The sequence below is a fragment of the Bacillus sp. FDAARGOS_1420 genome (assembly GCF_019344915.1).
In the GTDB taxonomy this organism is placed as follows: Bacteria; Bacillota; Bacilli; order Bacillales; family Bacillaceae_G; genus Bacillus_A; species Bacillus_A mycoides.
This window is the reverse complement of the sequence record NZ_JAHWJB010000002.1, coordinates 2,446,826-2,465,928: the sequence shown is the minus strand read 5'-3', so window position 1 is coordinate 2,465,928 and position 19,103 is coordinate 2,446,826. Positions and strand designations below refer to the sequence as shown.

Here is a 19,103-nt window from a genome sequence, read left to right as displayed (position 1 = left end):
CCTATAAAGGTATGGTTTTCGTACTTTTAAATACAATTATGTCACTTAAGTAATGTGAGCGTCGCTGCTATTACATTGTCGATAAATGAACGTTGGGGGCGAGATTTCATCATAACCGTTAGACCGATTAACGATACAATCAGTGCCTGTGCCAAAGACTTTGCATCTGTGTTGGCTTCCAGCTCACCTGATTGGATTCCTCGTTCGATCGTCTCCTGAAAAATGACGGCGAGGTACATTTGATGTTCTCTGGTCAAAATTTCAAATCTCTCATCATGAGGTGCTAGTTCAACCATTGTATTGATACAAAAACAACCTTTACTAAGATCCCCTGCGTATTCTTCATTGACGACATCGGCAAAGAAAATAGAAAATGCCTCTTTTACAGAGGAGTGACTTTGAAGCCTATTTCGTATATCAGAGGCCCGAGACATTGTATACCTGCGAAGTGCGGCTTCAAACAATTCTTTCTTATCTCCAAAAGTCGAATAAATACTAGGGCGTTGAATGCCCATTCTAGAAGTAAGATCACTTAATGAGGTAGCCTCATATCCCTTCTCCCAAAATAACTGCATTGCTGCATCTAAAACTTGATCCTCATCAAATTCACGGGTTCTTGCCATTAAGAATTCTCCTCCTCAAACTTTGATTTTATTAATTGTTTTAGGATAGGTGTGTAGGTAATTACAATTGTTGTTTTTATTACCAAACAGTATGTAATTATTATATAATTAGCCATTCTTCCTGTCAAATCAAGCTCCATTCATTTAATGAAATATTAACTTTAGTGCAAAAAATCGTTGACATCATGAATAAGGCTAAGTTATATTTACCAGTAATCATATTGTACTGAACGGTATGTTATGGTTAAAAAATCTAATGTGATTGGAGGTTAAGGTATGTGCAAAACAGAGACAAATATAGAAGATGATCCACTCTACACTAAGATAAGTCATAAATCTTCCGTAACAAAACCTAATTTGAATCAACAGCCATCCATGTCTCACGCTTTGGCATTATTGTTTGCGACTGCCTGTGGAATGTCTGTTGCCAATATTTACTTTGCACAGCCGTTGCTTGATCAACTATCTAATGAGTTTAGTATTAACCATTCCATTATTGGTGTTGTTATTACCATTACACAAATTTTTTATGGATTGGGCTTACTACTACTCGTACCGCTTGGAGATTTGCTAAACCAGCGACGTCTAATTGTCGGTCAGATGCTATTATCTACAACAGCTCTGGTTATAGTTGGTACTGCTTCTTCCAGCATGGTACTTTTCGCAGGTATGGCTTTGGTGGGTCTGCTTGCAGTTGTGACACAGACTCTCGTGGCGTTTGCAGCGACCATCGCTTCCCCTACAGAAAGAGGACGTGTCGTTGGCATTGTAACAAGTGGGATAGTTATTGGCATACTTCTCGCACGTACTTTTGCTGGTATATTAACAGATGTTGCGGGATGGCGTTCTGTATATCTATTTTCTGCAGCACTCATGCTTTTGATGGTTTTTATGTTTATAAAGATGTTGCCCAATGTTGAACGCGAGGTAAAATCGCTATCCTACCCTCAGTTGATTAGATCGGTGCTTGCTTTGTTTATTCAAGAACGAACGTTACGCGTTCGCTCCGTTCTAGCCATGCTGATTTTTGCTGATTTCAGCATTTTGTGGACTTCACTAGTACTGCCACTTAGTACACCGCCAATTGCTCTATCTCATAGTGCAATTGGCGCATTCGGTCTTGTAGGTGTGGCTGGAGCCTTGGCTGCGGCACGGGCAGGAAAATTGGCCGATCAAGGTTACGGACAACGAACGACAGGCATTGCTTTAGCTCTATTATTGATTTCATGGTTGTTCATCAGCTATATAGAGCAGTCATTAATCGCATTAGTGATAGGGATAGTTTTACTTGATTTGGCCGTACAAGCAATACATGTCACAAATCAAACCATGATCCTTCCATTGCATACAGAAGCACGGAGTCGACTTACTGCTGGATATATGGTGTTTTATTCTATCGGCAGTGCTGGTGGGTCAATTACGTCGACTCAAATATACGTACACTTTGGCTGGGGAGGGGTTTCCTTACTCGGAGCCTCTGTCAGTGCTTTAGCTCTTCTTTTTTGGGCTATGACCAGACCAGTTAAGATTTTATGAAATAAACGTGTGTTAGCCAATATGAGAAACACGTTACTACCATAAAGGAAATGATTAATTTTTTGACTTAAATCTAATTGGACTAGGAGAGATAACAAATGGAAATAGGTATTACGTCTTTTGTAGAAACGAAACCAGATGTTCATAGTGGTGAAGTGATAAGTCACGCACAGCGATTACGTGAAGTTGTTGAAGAAATCGTTCTTGCTGATCAAGTAGGACTTGATGTGTTTGGTGTTGGTGAGCATCATAGGAAGGATTATGCCGCATCCTCTCCAGCGATGGTTCTATCAGCGGCGGCACCACAAACGAAAAAGATACGGCTCGCGAGTGCAGTAACCGTGCTTTCTTCAGCTGATCCTGTGCGCGTTTTTCAGGATTTTTCTACACTGGATGGCATTTCAAATGGACGCGCAGAGATTATGGCGGGTCGTGGCTCCTTTATCGAATCTTTTCCATTGTTTGGCTATAACTTGAAAGACTATGAAGAACTGTTTGAAGAACATTTGGACCTACTGCTCAAAATACGTCAGTCCGAAAAAGTGACTTGGGAAGGCGGACATAGACCAGCAATCAATAATTTAGGTGTATATCCAAGACCTGTTCAAGATCCTTTACCGATATGGGTTGGTAGCGGTGGGAATCAGGAATCTGCTATCCGTGCCGGTTTTCTGGGATTACCACTTATGCTGGCGATTATTGGTGGTAGCCCAATGCACTTTGCACGAATCGTACAGCTATATAAGAAAGCAGCGGCTCACGCTGGTCATGATGTATCAAAGCTTCAGGTGGGATCTCATTCAATTGGATTTGTTGGAGAGAATACGGAATTGGCAGCAGATACATTTTTCCCTTCCACTCAGGCAGGCATGAATAAACTTGGTAAAGAGCGGGGGTGGCCTTATTATGATCGTTCCAGCTTTGATGCTGCACGAAGTTTTGAAGGGGCGTTGTATGTTGGTGATCCAGATACAGTCGCCGAAAAAATCATTCATCTTCGTAAGCATGTAGGGATTACACGCTTTATGATGTATGTGCCATTAAGTACCATGCCACATGATCAAGTCATGCGTGCCATAGAATTGCTTGGAACAGAAGTTGCTCCTCGTGTAAGAGAGGAAATTGCCAAATGGGAAGCTGAAGGAGAACAGGAGACACATCTATTCCGTTAATTATTCCATAAGGATTACATCAAGTTTCATTATTTAACTGGAGGAATTTATATGAAAATTGACAGTCGAGTATTACCAGAATTAAAACAGGCTTTCTCACAATTTCCAGGCTTTCAATTAGAGGGGGATTTAGAGGCGAGTCGAAGTCTCCTGTCGAATCCACATTTGGAAAAATCAGAGCTTGTAAACATGACCAAGCGAATGATTCCTGGCGCAGCCGGCGAGATGTTAGTTAAAATTTACGAACCCGTTGAGAAAAATCTTGATAAACTTCCAGCTATGCTGTGGATTCACGGTGGTGGATACGTAATGGGCCACCCTGATATGGACGATGTTTTGTGTGAACGCTTTGTTCAGACTGCTGAATGCGTTGTTGTGTCTGTCGATTATCGACTTGCGCCCGAACATCCTTATCCAGCGGCTATTGAAGATTGTTATGCATGCTTGGTTTGGATGACAAATGAGGCAGACTCGCTTGGAATTGATGTGAATCGAGTTGCGATCGCCGGTGCAAGTGGAGGCGGTGGACTAACAGCAGCGCTTGCGTTAATGGCTCGTGATAAAGGAGGTCCATCTATTATTTTTCAGATGCCGCTGTATCCGATGCTTGATAGCCACAACATAACACCATCAAGCTATGAGATTATAGAAGACAATGCAACATGGAATAGATCAAACAATTTAACGGCTTGGAATATGTACTTGGGAAAGAAGAACGATACTAACGAACCATCTCCCTATGCCGTACCTTCGAGAGCAGAAAACTTAGCCGGACTACCGCCAACTTATACATGTGTAGGTCAACTCGATTTATTCCGAGATGAAATTATTGAATATGTAACACGACTTGCACAAGCAGGAGTAGATGTTGAATTTCATCTCTACCCCGGCTGCTTCCATTGCTTTGAAGTACTTGTGCCTGAAGCCGAAGTGAGTCAGCGTGCCAGTCAGAATTATTTTGATGCGATGGCACGGGCGCTTCATCCATAACTTATCTTAGTTCAGTCATCGGGGTATTCAACTGAAGGCATGAGTGATAGCTCTAAATTTATTCGATGAGTAGAGATTACAGAAAGAAGTACAAATAGTGCCACCATATACTTTAAATTTTGCCCCGTACTCATTGATTAATAACAGGAAATACTTCAAAGTTGGAATAGTTAACCAAGGTTTCAAAATAGTGTGCTAGCAATTCAACTTTTTTACTGCGGTTACGATGATAAGCACAATCAACACTTTGGAGCGGTTTTTTTCGTAAGTCGAGTTACTTTTTTAATCGCATTCATACTAAACAGCAGCAGGAAAGGGCGCCAATTGAACATTGGCACCGTTTATAAGAAGCGATAGACTGCATCCTTAGCTGGATATTCATTTCAAGCTCGGAAAAAATAGAATTAAGTTCTTTTGGTAGTTGATGATATTGGTTATTTTGAGCTATTGTAGTTAAGGCACCTCTTCTGTGGTAGTGATTTCTAGGTAATCTCACTATACCAAGGATCGAGGTGTTTTTCATTTTACTCAAGTTGTACAGTACACAATTGATAGACTCTTAATTCAATATAGCTAAATCTCCCCGCTTATTTTATAGGTGCGAAAGTTGAGTTATTTGATTCCCATGTTAATGAAGAATTATTGAAATATATTTCTCCATTAGAATGGGAACACATTAATATTCTAGGAAAATACCGATTTAGTATAAAAGAAATTGCATCATTAGACTCCCTACAATCACTACAAACAACTTAACAGTAAAAAGCCAATTATTCTCTTAGAGTACCGGAAATCGGCTTTTTCTTATGAAATTTTGCTTAGCGTACGAAATTCGCGTTTTGATGGTGCTACCCCATTATGTTGAAAAGGAAAAGAACATCTGTGGAACTAGTGGTGACAATAGAGTTGTTCCACAAATGAGACAGAAGAATAGTGTTCTCTATCTGAGGGAATGGGAATATTATGATTACGGAAACTATAGCTATTGAAAATAGAACAAATAAAAGCTAAATAACAATAATATAATATCTTTTCTAGATATGCCTTTATCAAGAATCAAAGAATTTAATACCACTTAGTACAAAAGCATCAGAACTTGGGCTATAACCAACTAACTTTCTTGTTCCTTCAATATCAATTCGTTTAAACCTGTTGTTAGATACACCATGTAAAATTGAAAATGGAGGTAAGTTCTTTGCCGTCATCGACTTTAAGAGAAGGTCCATAAAATCTTCTGGGCTTAAGTATGCACTCATATCTCTAGCTGTTAGTGGTTTACCATATGGATTATAATCATCATATGCACCTATACGAATAGCAAGACTTTGTAACCCTTCTTCATAAGCAAAATAAGAAGCAACAGCCTCTGCAAAACACTTACTTACCCCGTACATATTTTTGGGTCTCGTGGGTGAATAAGCATGTGGTTGATAATCCAAAGGATAGCCTTCAATTGTTTGAGCACTGGAAGCAACTATCACTTTGGATACATTATTATCACTAGCAGCTCTAAAAATATTATAGGTTCCCTTTATATGATTTTCTAATAAGGAGCCATAAAAATCAGCATTTGGCGAAGGATTACCTGCCAAGTGTATAACTATATCTATACCTTTCGTAAATTCTTGACAAGCAGCTAAATCAGAAACATCTAAATATATGATTTCATGATTTGTATCTTTAAAAGTTTCTAAAGCAGATAAGTTAATATCTGCTAGCCGTAACTGGTAATTCCCTTGCTTATCTAGGAATCTTGTAACATCTTGGCCAATCTTACCTGCAGCACCTGTAACTAAAATTTTTTGCATTTCACTTCATCCTTCCATAAAAAATACATCCCTTGTCAAGGGTCATATAATAGAGCATGCACTTATTGTATGTTGGTAATGGCATTAAATAAAACGAAGAAATATAATGGAGACATGAATAAAATTCATGAGGAGGACCATAGTGACTTTAACAAAATATGAAATATTTAACAAAGTGGCAGAACTCAATAGTTTTACAAAAGCTGCAGAAGTGTTAGGTTTCACCCAATCTGCTGTAAGTCATGCAATTAGCAGTTTGGAAAAAGAGTTTTCCTTTCCTTTATTTATTCGTAATCACTCTACTTTAACATTGACCAAAAATGCAGAGGAGCTTTTAATTACCGTTCGGAAAATTTTATACTATAACAACATGCTGAAGCAGGAAGTAGCCGCTATCAATGGGTTCCAAAAAGGAACAGTAAGAGTGGGGGTTTTTTCGAGTATTTCTAAAAACTGGATTCCTGGTATTCTTAAAAAAATGGAGGAAAAGTTTCCAAATATTGAAATCGAATTACTGGAAGGAAACTATGCTGAGGTTGAGACTTGGTTACAAAACGGGAGATTAGATTGTGGATTTATTAATAATGATACTTACTTTGGATCATTTGAAAAATCCTTTGAAATCGTACAATTGAAGAGGGATCGACTTTTATGTGTTGTATCTAACCAATCCCCATTATGTAAGGAAAACCAAGTATCAATGCAACAAATAGAAAATGTACCTTTTATTATGCCAACATATCAGTGTTATGATGATATTCAAAAAATATTTAGGGAGAATAAAGTTAGCCCAAATATTCGATTCGAAAATATGAATGAATACTCAGTGATCTCCATGGTGGAGAATAATCTAGGGATTAGTATATTGCCAGAAATGATTATACCGACATCAAAAATTTCTTTTGCAGCCATTCCACTTGAAAGTGATAGCTATCGAACTATTGGATTAGCTATAAGAAAACCAACCTCACTCGCGACTAAGAAATTTTCTGAGATTACTAAAAGGTGGGTATCATTTGAATCAATTTAATTTTGCCAAAATCTGAGTTATTTAAACTGATATGGTTCTTCTTGAATGGAGCAGATTAGTTCAATAAGCAATGAGAAAAAGTTATATATTATGTGTTGATGTAGAACTATAATATAAAAAAATCAGGAGGTAATTATATGGTAATATATAAATTATACGACAGAATACCCTAATAACTTTGACTAATTACTAAACCTATATGAATCTTTATGGTGGAATTCACTTAAATTAACAAGTAATGATTTGGAACGAATGTGCAATCAAAGTTGATACGCCATACGCATTTGATGAAAAATAATTAGTGGGTATGGGGCGTGTTATTTCAGATGGTGTAATTACTGGAGTAGTTTGGGGAATATGCGTTCTACCAATCTATCTGTCCGAAGGAATCGCCGCCATGTACAAATAGCGCTGGACAATTGAATCATTTTTCCGCTGGATTTAGCTGAATTTGAACGTTTCCGTATTGTTTGGCACAACATCCAATGCGTTGTTCAATCAGTTATTCACAGCTATAATTGCCGATGCTTTGTTGAAATTTCTTCGTGCACAAGGCCAAAAGAAAAAATAAACGCTTGTCATTTGCAGGTTTCACACGCCTGTTTCTTTGTGAAGCCTTGTCAATTGAGTGGCAAATTAGTTTGAAAGAAACACTTGAATTCTACAGGTCGATAAATCAAGAAACTGTATTACTTTGGTTAATCAACATACGTGTTAATTTATAGTATAATAATTGCTTGAAATAATGCGGTGGAAAACAGGGAAAAGAGGGAACCGATGCCTACTATACTAGTTGCTGACGACGATGCGAACATTCGCGAACTCGTCTGTTTATTTCTACGCAACGACGGATTCGCAACAGCTGAAGCAGCGGACGGCAAGGAAGCACTGGCCGTCTACATCTCAACGAATGTCGATCTTGTCGTACTTGACATTATGATGCCGATTATGGATGGTTGGACGTTAAGCAAGGAGCTCCGAAGAGCCAATCCTGATCTACCTTTACTTATGCTGACCGCGAGAGGAGAAACATGGGAGAAAGTGAAAGGTTTCGAACTTGGGACGGACGATTATTTAACCAAACCATTCGATCCGTTAGAGTTGACGGTTCGTGTTAGGGCACTACTCAAACGATACAAGATTGGCTCCACGCAGACGATCCATTTAGGGAACGTCATCCTTGATCGACAGACCTATAAGGTGATGAAAGGGACGGAGTCGCTTACGTTGCCGCTAAAGGAGTTCGAATTGCTGTATAAGCTCGCTGGAACACCCGGACAAGTCTATACGCGCGTGCAGTTGATCGATCAGATTTGGGGTATCGATTACGCCGGAGATGATCGAACGGTAGACGTACATATTAAACGGCTGCGTGAACGGTTCGCGACAACACCCGATTTTCGGATCGAAACGGTGCGCGGGCTTGGGTATCGGCTTGAGGTTTATGAATGATCAGATCCTTATATATACGTGTTGTCCTGACATTTTTAGTCTCCATCATCGGGGGCACGATCATTTCTTTTTTTGTGTCAACTTGGATATTCGAAGATAAATTGAACGAAAACGCTCAAATCAACTCACGTAACTTTGGCCAAGACATCGTCCGGATTTACAAGACCTTTCCGTTACGTGAAGCGGACTTGTTCGTAAGTGAAATGAAGCAGCTCGATTCTTATTATATTCGAATTTACGAAGCAACGGGTCAGTTCAAGTCTTACGGTAAACTTCACGGACACAAACCTGCGCCTGTGACGATGGAGCAACTAAAGAAAGTATTAGATGGAGGTGTTGTTCAGGACACTCCTAATGGTATTGCCACGGTCCTCTTAGGGTTGCCGTTGAAAACGGAAATGGGAACGAAAGCGATATTTTTGGAAGCGCTCGCCCCTCCTTCAGCCTCTTTTGTCACAAAGTGGGCATTGGTCTTTGCAACATGTTCGTTGATTGCAGGAAGCTTATTGATTCTAGTTGCCTCTGTATTCCTGGTAAGACCGATAAAAAAGCTGACAAAAGCGACCAAGCGGATAGCATCTGGAGATTTCAACGTCAAGTTGAATATTAAGCAAACGAGTGAGCTGGGTACTTTGGCTCGCAGCTTCGAAGAAATGATGCACGATCTGCAGCAACTTGAGCGGATGCGCAGGGAATTCGTAACGAACGTGTCGCACGAGATTCAGTCTCCGCTCACTTCGATATCCGGTTATGCTCTAGTGCTTAAGCAAGTTGACCTTTCAGAATACGAACGAAGCCGTTATCTTGATATTATCATCGCTGAAGCGAAAAGGATGTCCAAAATGAGCGATAACCTGTTAAAGCTGAGTTTTCTTGAATCGCAGTCAAAGCAACTGCGGCTCGTCACGCTCAGCCTCGATGAACAAATCCGACGGATAATTGTGGCGCTCCAGCCACAATGGTCTGCTCACGATATACATTTCGAGCTTGATTTACAGACAGTTAAAGTAACGGCTGATCATGACCTGTTAAATCAGGTATGGACGAATATCCTCAGAAATAGCATCAAATTTTCCGAGGATACCGGCGTGATTAACGTAAGCATCAAACAAGATATCAAAAACGTCACAATCCTAATATCCGACACTGGTATTGGTATTCACCTTGACGACCAGAAGCGTATATTCGAGCGTTTTTTTAAGGCCGATCGTTCCCACAGTCGTAAGTATGACGGAAGTGGTATGGGACTCGCTATCGTTAAACAGATCGTGTCGCTTCATCAAGGTGACATCCGAGTGAAAAGTGAACCTGGTCAAGGAACGACCTTCATTGTCACATTGCCAATCACTACACCAACAGATTAGTTAGATTCATTCTCTATGCTACGACTCATATGCAAGCTTACTTGTATATAGAGCCGTAGCATTTTTTTGGCAGTTCATATTCAGTTCATATTGTCGTCATGGTGAGTACATCTTCATTGGTTAAGTTTTCATTACAGGCACATGAAGGAAGGCAAACTGATCAGGACAGGAGAAGATGACAGTGACACAACAAGAGGAAAAGAAAACGCTAAGTGGAATGAAAATAAAGAAAGTGCGAAACATCTTACTTAAAATCATAGGAGCAATCGTTCTAGCCATTGTACTTTTTTTAGGTATTGTTTATATCGTAAATGTGATGAGTAGTCATTCGGAGCAAAAACGAATAGTGCCCTACGGGCAGCACGTATCTGTAGACGGGAAAAACATGAATGTGTTAATTCAAGGCGAGGGCGAGGAAACGATCGTGCTCCTGCCTGGTTATGGAACAGCTACTCCAGGGCTTGATTTTAAGCTTCTTATCGATGAATTATCTCCATTTTACAAAGTTGTTGTGGTAGAGCCTTTCGGTTATGGATTAAGTGATGAAACTGTAAAAGAGCGAACCACGGAGAATATGGTAAGTGAAGTTCATGAAGCTCTACAGCAGCTTAATATTAACAGATACATGCTCATGGGCCACTCCATTGCAGGCATTTATGGAATTGATTATGTGAATAAATATCCAAACGAGGTGACTGCATTTGTCGGAATCGATAGTAGTGTTGCAACACAACCGGGTATAGATATCAATTTCCCATTAAAAACGTTTGCATATCTCAAAAAATCAGGTCTCTTAAGATTGGCTATGAAAATCAGTGCTGACCCCTATGCTGGACTGGCATTTGATGAAAAAACCGTAGAGCAAATGAAAATGATTTCGAATAAAAACATGTATAATGACACAACCTTGAATGAGATGGACCATATTTCGTCTAATTTTAAAGGGGCTCAAGGTTTAATCTTCCCTAAATATCTTCCACTTCTTCTCTTTGTAGAAGCGAATAATGAAGATGTAGCAGGATGGATACCTCTGCATGAAGGGCAGATCAAAGACTCGGTACATGGAAAAGTAGTAACCATGGATGGATCACATTATTTACACCATACCAAATTCAAAGAAATCGCTGAAAACGTTAGACTATTTATGAAAGAAGTAAAGTAAGTGTTCAGAGAAAGGTTCATTCGTTATTTTATGCATTTGTCTACAGTCTGCAAGACCATCATTTCGATGGTCTTTTTTATGTCCAAACAGTTGTATATTTCCAAACCAAGATTATACTTTCGCCTGAAAGGCATTGGGTTTCATTTTCATATTAACTAACGAGGCAGGTGTGCGGCCGAGCCTAGGTCGTATCATATAACGGGTGGGATTCCCGTCGAGTAAGAACTAGCCATTCGCTCGTAGCGAGTCTTGGAGGGCTAAAGGTAACTTTAGTTTTTAAGCGTAGACAGTTAGGTGGCGGATTTGCTTTACTGATCGTTCTATTCATCCTGATAATCATTATAGGCTGTAGTTGTTGGGGCGGCGGTAGCGGCGGATTCGGTTACTAAAAAAAGGGGCACTCATAAGAGTGCCTTTTTTCTCAATATAAGAACTCTAAGAATATGATATTATTTTAATGCAAATTCCCTTTTGTGCAATGAGATAGTAATGCCCAACAAAAAACCCACCTATTTCCGTAGGTGGGCCTTATCTTTATTACACAATATCAAAGTATACGCTCTTTTTCTCGTGAATTTTATGTAATTATACATATTTGTAAAAATTACATAAAATAAATATTACACGTAGTAAAATATAAATTGTGGACACGTTCTATAAAGCTGATTCTCCGATTAGAAAGCGTAACACATCTCAACCATATAGGTGTGGTGTGGCGTTGCTTTAATCTAGCCAAACAAACGATCTCGATTCTCTTATATTTGTACACTAACAATCTGTTGAAAATAAATGATTCTGTTTTATAGGACGTGTTTACTTAATGTCCAATACATATTATTAAATTAAAGTGGTTCAAGTCGGAGGAAGGCACCGGCACCTTAGGGTGTCTTTTCTTTTTATGTAATAATGCATAGAATATTAAATTTAACAGATATTATGATATACTCTCAAGGTGTGATACATACTTTCTTTAAATTGGAAAACTAAACCTTATCTACCCAATTGTGGGGGACGCCTTATGGCGTCTTTTTTTTAGGACCTGCTCAATTCAGGCGTAAAAACATAAGGTAAAGTGAACCCGTTAAAATACATGGAATGAACCCTAGTTTCACCCTCTTATCTAAAGGAGGAAATATTATTATGGGATATGGTGGTAGTTGCGGCGAAGGCTGCGGTTTTGCTGGAGGATTTGCTTTACTTGTTGTATTATTTATTTTATTAATCATTATCGGATGCAGTTGCTTCTGCTAAAAAACTATTGGAAAAGACACTCTTATATGGGTGTCTTTTCTTTATGGGGTCTCACCACATCGCCATCAACTAAAAAAATATATAAAACCCCCAAAAAGGAATTTTATATATTTTCAATTTGAAGAGATCAATTTTCTCGTTTGAGGTATTTGTTTACCTTATCATGAGGACAATAAAGTGTTTTATGCTATATTTTTTGAAATATCAGTAAATTATTTGATGAATTAATAAGTTACTATTAATCTATAAATAGTAACAGTGCAGTAATCCAAAAGAAAAATGCTCAAATCGATAAATAGGGGAGGATTCTAGATGAAGGTAAATCAGAATATTGTTTTAAAAATTATTGGGTTAGAATTTTTATTAATGATTTTTTACACGCTTAACGGGGCCTATCAAACTATTACTAAGCCATCCAGTCCAGTATTACAATTTATTGGACTTGTTCCTTTAGCAGTGGGAATTTTAATATATTTAACAATAAAGAACAAGTGGAAATTCTATTTCTTTGATATTAAGTTAAATAATTCAATGAAGAATACCATTTTATTAAATTCCCCATTAGTGATTGTTCTATTAGTAATACTACTTGGTAATAAAGGATTAAACACAACATCGGTATCTGACTTATTTTTTATGTTTATCATGCAATTTTTTGTTGTTGCATTTATTGAGGAAATCTTTTTTCGTGGATTTATGCTCAAAATGTTGTTTTCAAAGGGGATAAAAAAATCAGTTTTGATTTCGAGTTTTTTGTTTGGTCTCACCCATTTATTACAACTAATTGGTGGGCAGTCTATTGAAGATACCATTTTACAAATCATATATGCATTTTTAGTTGGACTTGTTCTGTCCTTACTTATCGTAAATAAGCAATCAATTATTATCACCATTACTTTCCACACTTTTAATAATTTCTTTAATTTTATGGGGAATGTTCAAGCCTCGTCGCTTTTTGCATATGTTATTATTGCAATTTTATTCTTCTACACCATATATTTATGGAAACGTGCTAATAAAAAAGAGTGTATTCGACAGGAAATAAATATAGCAGTTTGAGTTGTGATATTACCTTTTCAGTATAGAGGGCAGCCTGGTACCGCAATATTACCTTTAAAGGGGCTTGCTGCATGCTCATCAACTTAAGAGATTAATTGTTCCACTTAAAATGAAAAAATACGTTATTCTTTCTGTAGAATTATAGGAAAGGATGGCGTTTTTTTCATTCTAGGGGGCATTTCTTTTTATTAGCTTGATAGCGATGTGGCGGTACCCCATTAATAGAAAACTACTGAAAGAGTTATAGTTTTATGTTTTCATTTCCCTTTTTGCATTTATCTTTTAATCAGATGAATGCTTTTTTTAGTACATAATAAAAAAATAACCAGAAAAACTGTCACAAAATCCGTTTTTCTGGTTTCTCTATAATACAGGCATCAAATTGAAAGTGAGGTTTAAACTAACATGTTAACCATAGAAAATGAAGAAAGTCATGCTTCTGATATGCCTTTTGAAGATTTATTTAAGCGGTACTATGCTTATGCTGTGAAACAGATTATATGGATTGTTAAAGATCAATCTATCGCTGAAGAATTAGCACAAGAAGTGTTTTTACAATTATATCGTAGCGACTGGAAAGTAATTGAAAACATACCTGGATGGTTGATTAAATCTTCTACTTATGTAGCTTATAACCATTTACGATCTGAAAAAAGGCAACAAGCGAAGATTGATAAAGAAATACAATACCATGAAGTACAAAATGTTTCATCATTAGACGATGATTGGATAAGAAAAGAAGAAATTACAAAGGTACAAACGATACTAAATAAAATGAATGATCGAGAACGAACCCTTTTACTAATGAAATTCTCTGGTTTTCAATATAAAGAAATTGCAGAAATACTTCAAATTGAAATATCTTCTATTGGAACATTATTGGTCCGAGCCAAAATGAAATTTCGCAAGATTTATAAACAAATGGAGGAGGCATAACAAATGAAATGTTATGATATCGGATTTATTCAAACATATATTGATGGAGAACTTTCTCATGATATAAGAAAGGAATTCACAAAGCACTTAGATACATGTGAAGCATGCCAAGATTTATTAGTAGAAATCAGTAAATTAAATCAATGGGAAAACGTAATGCTAGATGAAGAATCTGCAAATTCACCACAAGAAATCAAAATTGATATAGAACAAGCATGGAAAACATTTGAAAGTCGTTCCAAGCTAGACAATATTTCTAATATAAATCACAAAAAACAACAGAAGAAGGGACTCTTTACAAACATGAGTAAAAAATCAAAACGTTTCATGTATACAGCAGTAGCTGCAGCAGCACTTTTCACAACAGCAATGATTCCACAAGTACAAGTAGCGGCTACAAATGTTGCCTCATATTTTTCTGATGCAATTACAAATGATAAAGTTGTAAATGAAGGAATACAAGATGAAAATGGTGTCACACAAGATATGATGAAGAATGGTAAATATATTCCTATTGATGAAAAAATTACAGATCAAGGTATTACTGTACATTTCAAAGAATTATATATCGCAGATTCACGTATATCAGTTCATTATAGAATGGAAAAAGCTGACGGAAGTTTAGTGCCATTTGAATTTGATACATCAGGATTAGAGCTCGAAAGTGATGGTAAAATTAATGGGAAACAAGAGGAAAACCCTGAGATTAAACATGAAGGGAGACTATCATTTATCCATGATTCAGATGACCGTCTTCCTTTTGAACTTATGGCAGCAGGTAAAAAATTAAATGATGTAGGTATTCGTGATAATGATAAACCCGAAGGTGTTGCTACATTTGTTATAGTTTCTGAGGGAAGAGACGATTTTAAACAGCCCCTTACTTTAGATGTAAATATAAATAGAATTGGAAAAGTAATTGGATCTTGGAAAGGTGAAATTCAAATTGATACTTCACATCTGAAAAATAATACTAATTAAAATGAAAAAAAGAATAGGACAATATGTATCTAATGCTCAGTTTATATGTTTTCTTGTTTTCGTTACATTTATTTCTTATATAGTTTTTACTCTATCTTTTATTTATGATTTAAGTTTATAACCTTAAATCAATCATTTAAGACCATTACGAGAAAAACCTCCCTAAAAAAGTAGGGAAATAAATAACCGGTCCCTTAACGTATAAGGAATCGGTTATTTTGTATCTAAAATGTGTCTAAACTTACAATTTTCTTTTTTGATATGGTGCCCCTATAGAGAAAGAATTTTTTCGTTTAGGGGGTACTGCAAAACCTTAACTTGATGGCGATGGGGTCCCGCCAACATAACGCGAATTTCGTACGCTAAGGAACTTTTTATTTAAAAAACTTGGTTTTCCGTACATTAAGAGTGTTCCATAAACGATATTTGATGTTTGATATAAAACTTTGTTTTTGGTCATGAGTTTTTGAACTGAATTTTAAACATATTTCAGTCAGTTTTGATAGATATAAAATACCTTAATAACATTGTAGAGCAAGATCATCGTTTTATTAAAAAGAGAGTTCGTTCAATGTTGGGATTGAAATCTTTTCGTACAGCTAAATCTATTCTTTCAGGAATAGAAGCTATGCATATCATTAAAAAAGGCCAACTTATTTTACGGGACAAGTCTGTCCAAAATGAAATGAAGTTTATTCATCAACTATTCGGAATGGCTACATAAGAATAGATTCCATTAGGAATCTATATGCCTCTTTCAAATAGATGCAATCTTTGCACCAGAACCCTTTATCTTTATGCTGATGGGATACCCCCTAAACATTTGCCATGATTCATGTTTGGATGAATGCTTACTTCTGTTTAATAGGCAGTGCATAATAGCCAAAAGCCAAATCGAGCAAGGCGCTCGCTTCTTGACGCAGTAACAGATCCTTCGGACGGAAGGTAAAAGATCCGTCAGCATTGATGGTAGTATCAGGGTCTATGATTCCTTGTGAGGCAAGGGATTGAATGGACTGGACCGCCCAGGCATCCGCAGTGTCGAGCAATTTCACATGATTGGCTTGGTCAGGTTGAATCTGTTTCAAGTTTTGAATCATGGTTGCTGCAACTTGTCTGCTAATCGGAGTCGCACGGTCATATCCTGGTATGCCTGCTATAAATTGCTTCTTAATCCCTTCGGCTTGACCCGGGAAAATGCTCCATCCATGTGCCAACAACAAGGCATCCGTAAATTCTCCTTGTGTCATCGTGCCCATCGGATCGAATAGATTATCCGCTTTAGCATCCATGATGTTTAAAGCATGAAGATTGTCGATATGGCTTCTATAGTTACTCTTTTGCGGGACGTCTGCAAAAGGTGGTTTGATATTGATTTTCTGAGATTGAGCAACAATGCCTAGGCCTTTAGGACTGGTGTAATAAAAATATGCGATTTCTCCGGCCGCATTTTTTTGGAAAGCAATCTTATTTCCTTCTGGATCCTCAAACAACAACGGGTGAATCATTTTAAGGACTTGTTTGCCAGCTGTTTCATCTTCCATGACCAACGTTCCATTCTCATAGGTAAAGTGGGTACGAATCGCAAACGCACGTGTGTTTTGGTACATGCCTAAGTATTTTTTGGCTTCTTTTTCCTCTAACGAGAGATATACTGTTTTCTCCGCCTTGGGAGCAGGGAAATAATGGTCCATGAACGCTTCATATACTTCTCGACTCATCATAGAATCATTATTGTAAGACATGAAGAATGCGGTTTTTTGTTCAGGTATCAAAACCATCAATGAAGAATGTCCTGGCATATTCCCGCCCTTTAATACGACATGCTGACCATTGGCAAGGTCATTGAAATATGTTTCAAATCCAACTGTCGCAATAGGAATCGTCTTATCTGCGAAAACTTGGTAGGCATGCATCATATCCATGCTTTTTTTACTTGCGATTTCTTTACCTTCAAACTTTCCATTCTGTAGCTGCATGATCATGTACTTTGACATGTCTTCCCCGGTGGACAAAATGCTTCCTTGTGGTCCATCAGTTGGAGCGTGCCCATTTGTTGGATGAGGATCGCCAGTGGGACCGTAATGTGTAGCCATTCTTTTGAGAAGGTCAGGCGTAAAGCGCACACTTGTAGACTTCATGCCTAATGGTTTGAAAATATTCTTTTCCATATATCGTGAGAAGGATGTGCCTGTAACATTCTCCACTGCAAATCCTGCGAGTAAAAAAGCAAAGTTGTCATACGTATAAGCTTCACCGGGCGGCCGTACCACTGTCGGCATATGTTTAGGTAGAAATTCCTTAATAGATATATTTTGATTTACATATTCAGGCCCGATTAGCGTGGTGATATCGGGCAGGTCTACGCCGCTGGTATAGGTCAACATATCAAACAGGGTGAGGGGTTTTCCTGTTTTATTGGGGATTTTCAATCCACCGAGATATTGTTGTACATCTTGATCTAGTTTAAGCTTTCCTTTATCAACTTGTTGCATCACGGCCAAGGCGGTAAAAGTTTTCGAGACTGAAGCGATTTGAAAGACCGTGTCCTTATTGACGGGAATCTGCTTTTCTTTATCTGCATAACCATACCCTTTATTGACGACAACCTTTCCATCATGAACGACGACAAAACTTGAACCGTTCACATTGTACTTCTTCATTTTTTCTTCAAATAACGGATCAGCAAAAGATTCTACTTCTTTTTTGTTATTAGGTGCTTTCGTCATTTTGATATTGGTTGCAAGTGTCGATGATTTTGATTTTCCAACTTCCAATGATTGTTGGGAACACGCAGAAATCATGCTTGTAGAAGTGAGCAGAATTGCGACGAGCCCCAGTTTATTGATTGCTTTTTTCATTTTTGTACACTCCTTTATGAGATTGAAGATTTCTTGTTTGCACAACGAGTTGTCAGCTCGTTAGTGTATGAACCGAGTGTAGCAAGTGGCAAGTCATAGTAACTAGTGACCTTTCGTCATATTCATGCATGACATAAAAAATAGAGCGTAGTACGGCTAGTTTTATAGCCACGATCTACAAGTTATGACATTTTGACACTATTGTGTGTGACAGATGAAAAGTTAGAATCGAAGGGTGACTCATAGGTTATTAGCAAAGAAAAGAAAATGGAGGAGAGAATCTAATGACAAAAGAATCTGTTCAAAAAAGCTTGCAAGATTTCTACTTTTTGTTGTTTACCTTTGGATCTGGATTATTTTACTTTTTCTTTTATTTGGTCAGCATTACATTTGCATTGGTGCTGACGGTTATCTTCATAGGTATTCCTTTTTTGGCATGGGTGCTGCAAACAACTCACACGTTTGTCCAGTATGAACGCATTCAGACGAAAGTTTATACGGGCATATCGATAGAGCCAATCTTGCCAATGACAAAAAATGAAGGGGATAAATGGATTAAAGCGAGAGAGACAATTCTTAATAGTAGCAATTGGAGAGCTATTTTTTGGCTCATGCAAAAATCTTTTGTTGGAGTGATTAGCCTTATATGTGCCGTTATATTGTACGTAGCTCCGTTTGCATTTACCTTAACACCATTACTTTTTCAATATTTTGATATATACTTATTGGGAATTGTTGTGAATTCATGGCAGAAGGCTATTTTTGTCATGATTGTTGGGTGTATTCTCATCTGGATATGTATTTGTATTGGAAACAGCTTAGTTCGAACAATTGGAATGTACACGCGTTCCATGTTTAAAGCTATTAAGGGGTGATAA

The 19,103-nt window shown here is 37.7% G+C and carries 15 protein-coding genes and 3 pseudogenes; 15 read left to right on the top strand and 3 right to left on the bottom strand.

What is annotated here, in order from left to right; all coding sequences use genetic code 11:
* Nucleotides 1–41 precede the first annotated feature (41 nt).
* Entirely contained in the window at nucleotides 42–623 is a 582-nt protein-coding gene (locus I6L50_RS22860) for a TetR/AcrR family transcriptional regulator (RefSeq protein WP_219303211.1), read from the bottom strand.
* A 276-nt stretch (nucleotides 624–899) separates the two neighbouring features.
* On the opposite strand from I6L50_RS22860, the gene I6L50_RS22855 reads away from it, so the two are divergent.
* The 3 genes from I6L50_RS22855 (at nucleotide 900) to I6L50_RS22845 (ending at nucleotide 4,321) form a co-directional block, all read left to right on the top strand.
* The gene (locus tag I6L50_RS22855) at nucleotides 900–2,159 is read left to right on the top strand and encodes an MFS transporter (RefSeq protein WP_219303210.1); all 1,260 of its coding nucleotides are present in this window, start codon (nucleotides 900–902) and stop codon (nucleotides 2,157–2,159) included.
* 98 nt (nucleotides 2,160–2,257) lie between these two features.
* Nucleotides 2,258–3,331: an LLM class flavin-dependent oxidoreductase gene (locus tag I6L50_RS22850; RefSeq protein ID WP_219303209.1), complete on the top strand. Its 1,074-nt coding sequence runs from the start codon at nucleotides 2,258–2,260 to the stop codon at nucleotides 3,329–3,331.
* A 51-nt stretch (nucleotides 3,332–3,382) separates the two neighbouring features.
* Entirely contained in the window at nucleotides 3,383–4,321 is a 939-nt protein-coding gene (locus I6L50_RS22845; protein WP_219303208.1) for an alpha/beta hydrolase, read from the top strand.
* A 1,049-nt stretch (nucleotides 4,322–5,370) separates the two neighbouring features.
* Here the strand turns inward: I6L50_RS22845 and I6L50_RS22840 are convergent.
* On the bottom strand, nucleotides 5,371–6,129 hold the full coding sequence (locus I6L50_RS22840; protein ID WP_002014092.1) for an NAD-dependent epimerase/dehydratase family protein: 759 nt from the start codon (nucleotides 6,127–6,129) through the stop codon (nucleotides 5,371–5,373).
* 142 nt (nucleotides 6,130–6,271) lie between these two features.
* On the opposite strand from I6L50_RS22840, the gene I6L50_RS22835 reads away from it, so the two are divergent.
* From I6L50_RS22835 to I6L50_RS22790, 11 genes and pseudogenes are all read left to right on the top strand, one after another.
* The gene (locus I6L50_RS22835; RefSeq protein WP_219303207.1) at nucleotides 6,272–7,159 is read left to right on the top strand and encodes a LysR substrate-binding domain-containing protein; all 888 of its coding nucleotides are present in this window, start codon (nucleotides 6,272–6,274) and stop codon (nucleotides 7,157–7,159) included.
* A gap of 147 nt (nucleotides 7,160–7,306) precedes the next feature.
* Nucleotides 7,307–7,550 (top strand): annotated as a pseudogene (locus tag I6L50_RS35015) (GNAT family N-acetyltransferase); the annotation flags it as partial.
* Nucleotides 7,551–7,936: 386 nt separating this feature from the next.
* A complete protein-coding gene (locus tag I6L50_RS22830; RefSeq protein ID WP_001142154.1) occupies nucleotides 7,937–8,611 on the top strand; it encodes a response regulator transcription factor in 675 nt (224 codons plus the stop codon).
* Nucleotides 8,608–9,975 (top strand): sensor histidine kinase, encoded by a 1,368-nt coding sequence (locus I6L50_RS22825; protein ID WP_219303206.1) that lies wholly within the window; start codon nucleotides 8,608–8,610, stop codon nucleotides 9,973–9,975. The genes I6L50_RS22830 and I6L50_RS22825 overlap by 4 nt, the downstream gene beginning before the upstream one ends.
* A gap of 181 nt (nucleotides 9,976–10,156) precedes the next feature.
* Nucleotides 10,157–11,137, top strand: a complete 981-nt coding sequence (locus tag I6L50_RS22820; protein WP_219303205.1) for an alpha/beta hydrolase — start codon at nucleotides 10,157–10,159, stop codon at nucleotides 11,135–11,137.
* Nucleotides 11,138–11,430: 293 nt separating this feature from the next.
* A pseudogene (locus I6L50_RS22815) lies at nucleotides 11,431–11,526 on the top strand (YjcZ family sporulation protein); the annotation flags it as partial.
* A 751-nt stretch (nucleotides 11,527–12,277) separates the two neighbouring features.
* Complete coding sequence (locus tag I6L50_RS22810) at nucleotides 12,278–12,388, top strand: YjcZ family sporulation protein (protein ID WP_000540371.1); 111 nt, start codon at nucleotides 12,278–12,280, stop codon at nucleotides 12,386–12,388.
* A 312-nt stretch (nucleotides 12,389–12,700) separates the two neighbouring features.
* Nucleotides 12,701–13,447 carry a CPBP family intramembrane glutamic endopeptidase gene (locus I6L50_RS22805; RefSeq protein ID WP_002084319.1) on the top strand — a complete coding sequence of 249 codons (747 nt, stop codon included), beginning with the start codon at nucleotides 12,701–12,703 and terminating at the stop codon, nucleotides 13,445–13,447.
* Nucleotides 13,448–13,852: 405 nt separating this feature from the next.
* Complete coding sequence (locus I6L50_RS22800) at nucleotides 13,853–14,383, top strand: RNA polymerase sigma factor SigX (protein WP_219303204.1); 531 nt, start codon at nucleotides 13,853–13,855, stop codon at nucleotides 14,381–14,383.
* A 3-nt stretch (nucleotides 14,384–14,386) separates the two neighbouring features.
* The gene (locus I6L50_RS22795) at nucleotides 14,387–15,364 is read left to right on the top strand and encodes a DUF4179 domain-containing protein (RefSeq protein ID WP_219303203.1); all 978 of its coding nucleotides are present in this window, start codon (nucleotides 14,387–14,389) and stop codon (nucleotides 15,362–15,364) included.
* Between the two features lie 508 nt (nucleotides 15,365–15,872).
* Nucleotides 15,873–16,088 (top strand): annotated as a pseudogene (locus tag I6L50_RS22790) (DDE-type integrase/transposase/recombinase); the annotation flags it as partial.
* Nucleotides 16,089–16,215: 127 nt separating this feature from the next.
* Here the strand turns inward: I6L50_RS22790 and I6L50_RS22785 are convergent.
* Nucleotides 16,216–18,225: a serine hydrolase domain-containing protein gene (locus tag I6L50_RS22785; RefSeq protein ID WP_219303202.1), complete on the bottom strand. Its 2,010-nt coding sequence runs from the start codon at nucleotides 18,223–18,225 to the stop codon at nucleotides 16,216–16,218.
* Nucleotides 18,226–18,509: 284 nt separating this feature from the next.
* On the opposite strand from I6L50_RS22785, the gene I6L50_RS22780 reads away from it, so the two are divergent.
* Nucleotides 18,510–19,100: a sensor domain-containing protein gene (locus tag I6L50_RS22780; protein WP_073515743.1), complete on the top strand. Its 591-nt coding sequence runs from the start codon at nucleotides 18,510–18,512 to the stop codon at nucleotides 19,098–19,100.
* Nucleotides 19,101–19,103 lie beyond the last annotated feature (3 nt).

What these genes read in the sequence shown, in the direction of transcription:
- I6L50_RS22860 (WP_219303211.1), bottom strand. Translation starts at nt 623, where the DNA reads ATGGCAAGAACCCGTGAATTTGATGAGGATCAAGTTTTAGATGCAGCA.
- I6L50_RS22855 (WP_219303210.1), top strand. Translation starts at nt 900, where the DNA reads ATGTGCAAAACAGAGACAAATATAGAAGATGATCCACTCTACACTAAG.
- I6L50_RS22850 (WP_219303209.1), top strand. Translation starts at nt 2,258, where the DNA reads ATGGAAATAGGTATTACGTCTTTTGTAGAAACGAAACCAGATGTTCAT.
- I6L50_RS22845 (WP_219303208.1), top strand. Translation starts at nt 3,383, where the DNA reads ATGAAAATTGACAGTCGAGTATTACCAGAATTAAAACAGGCTTTCTCA.
- I6L50_RS22840 (WP_002014092.1), bottom strand. Translation starts at nt 6,129, where the DNA reads ATGCAAAAAATTTTAGTTACAGGTGCTGCAGGTAAGATTGGCCAAGAT.
- I6L50_RS22830 (WP_001142154.1), top strand. Translation starts at nt 7,937, where the DNA reads ATGCCTACTATACTAGTTGCTGACGACGATGCGAACATTCGCGAACTC.
- I6L50_RS22825 (WP_219303206.1), top strand. Translation starts at nt 8,608, where the DNA reads ATGATCAGATCCTTATATATACGTGTTGTCCTGACATTTTTAGTCTCC.
- I6L50_RS22810 (WP_000540371.1), top strand. Translation starts at nt 12,278, where the DNA reads ATGGGATATGGTGGTAGTTGCGGCGAAGGCTGCGGTTTTGCTGGAGGA.
- I6L50_RS22805 (WP_002084319.1), top strand. Translation starts at nt 12,701, where the DNA reads ATGAAGGTAAATCAGAATATTGTTTTAAAAATTATTGGGTTAGAATTT.
- I6L50_RS22800 (WP_219303204.1), top strand. Translation starts at nt 13,853, where the DNA reads ATGTTAACCATAGAAAATGAAGAAAGTCATGCTTCTGATATGCCTTTT.
- I6L50_RS22795 (WP_219303203.1), top strand. Translation starts at nt 14,387, where the DNA reads ATGAAATGTTATGATATCGGATTTATTCAAACATATATTGATGGAGAA.
- I6L50_RS22785 (WP_219303202.1), bottom strand. Translation starts at nt 18,225, where the DNA reads ATGAAAAAAGCAATCAATAAACTGGGGCTCGTCGCAATTCTGCTCACT.
- I6L50_RS22780 (WP_073515743.1), top strand. Translation starts at nt 18,510, where the DNA reads ATGACAAAAGAATCTGTTCAAAAAAGCTTGCAAGATTTCTACTTTTTG.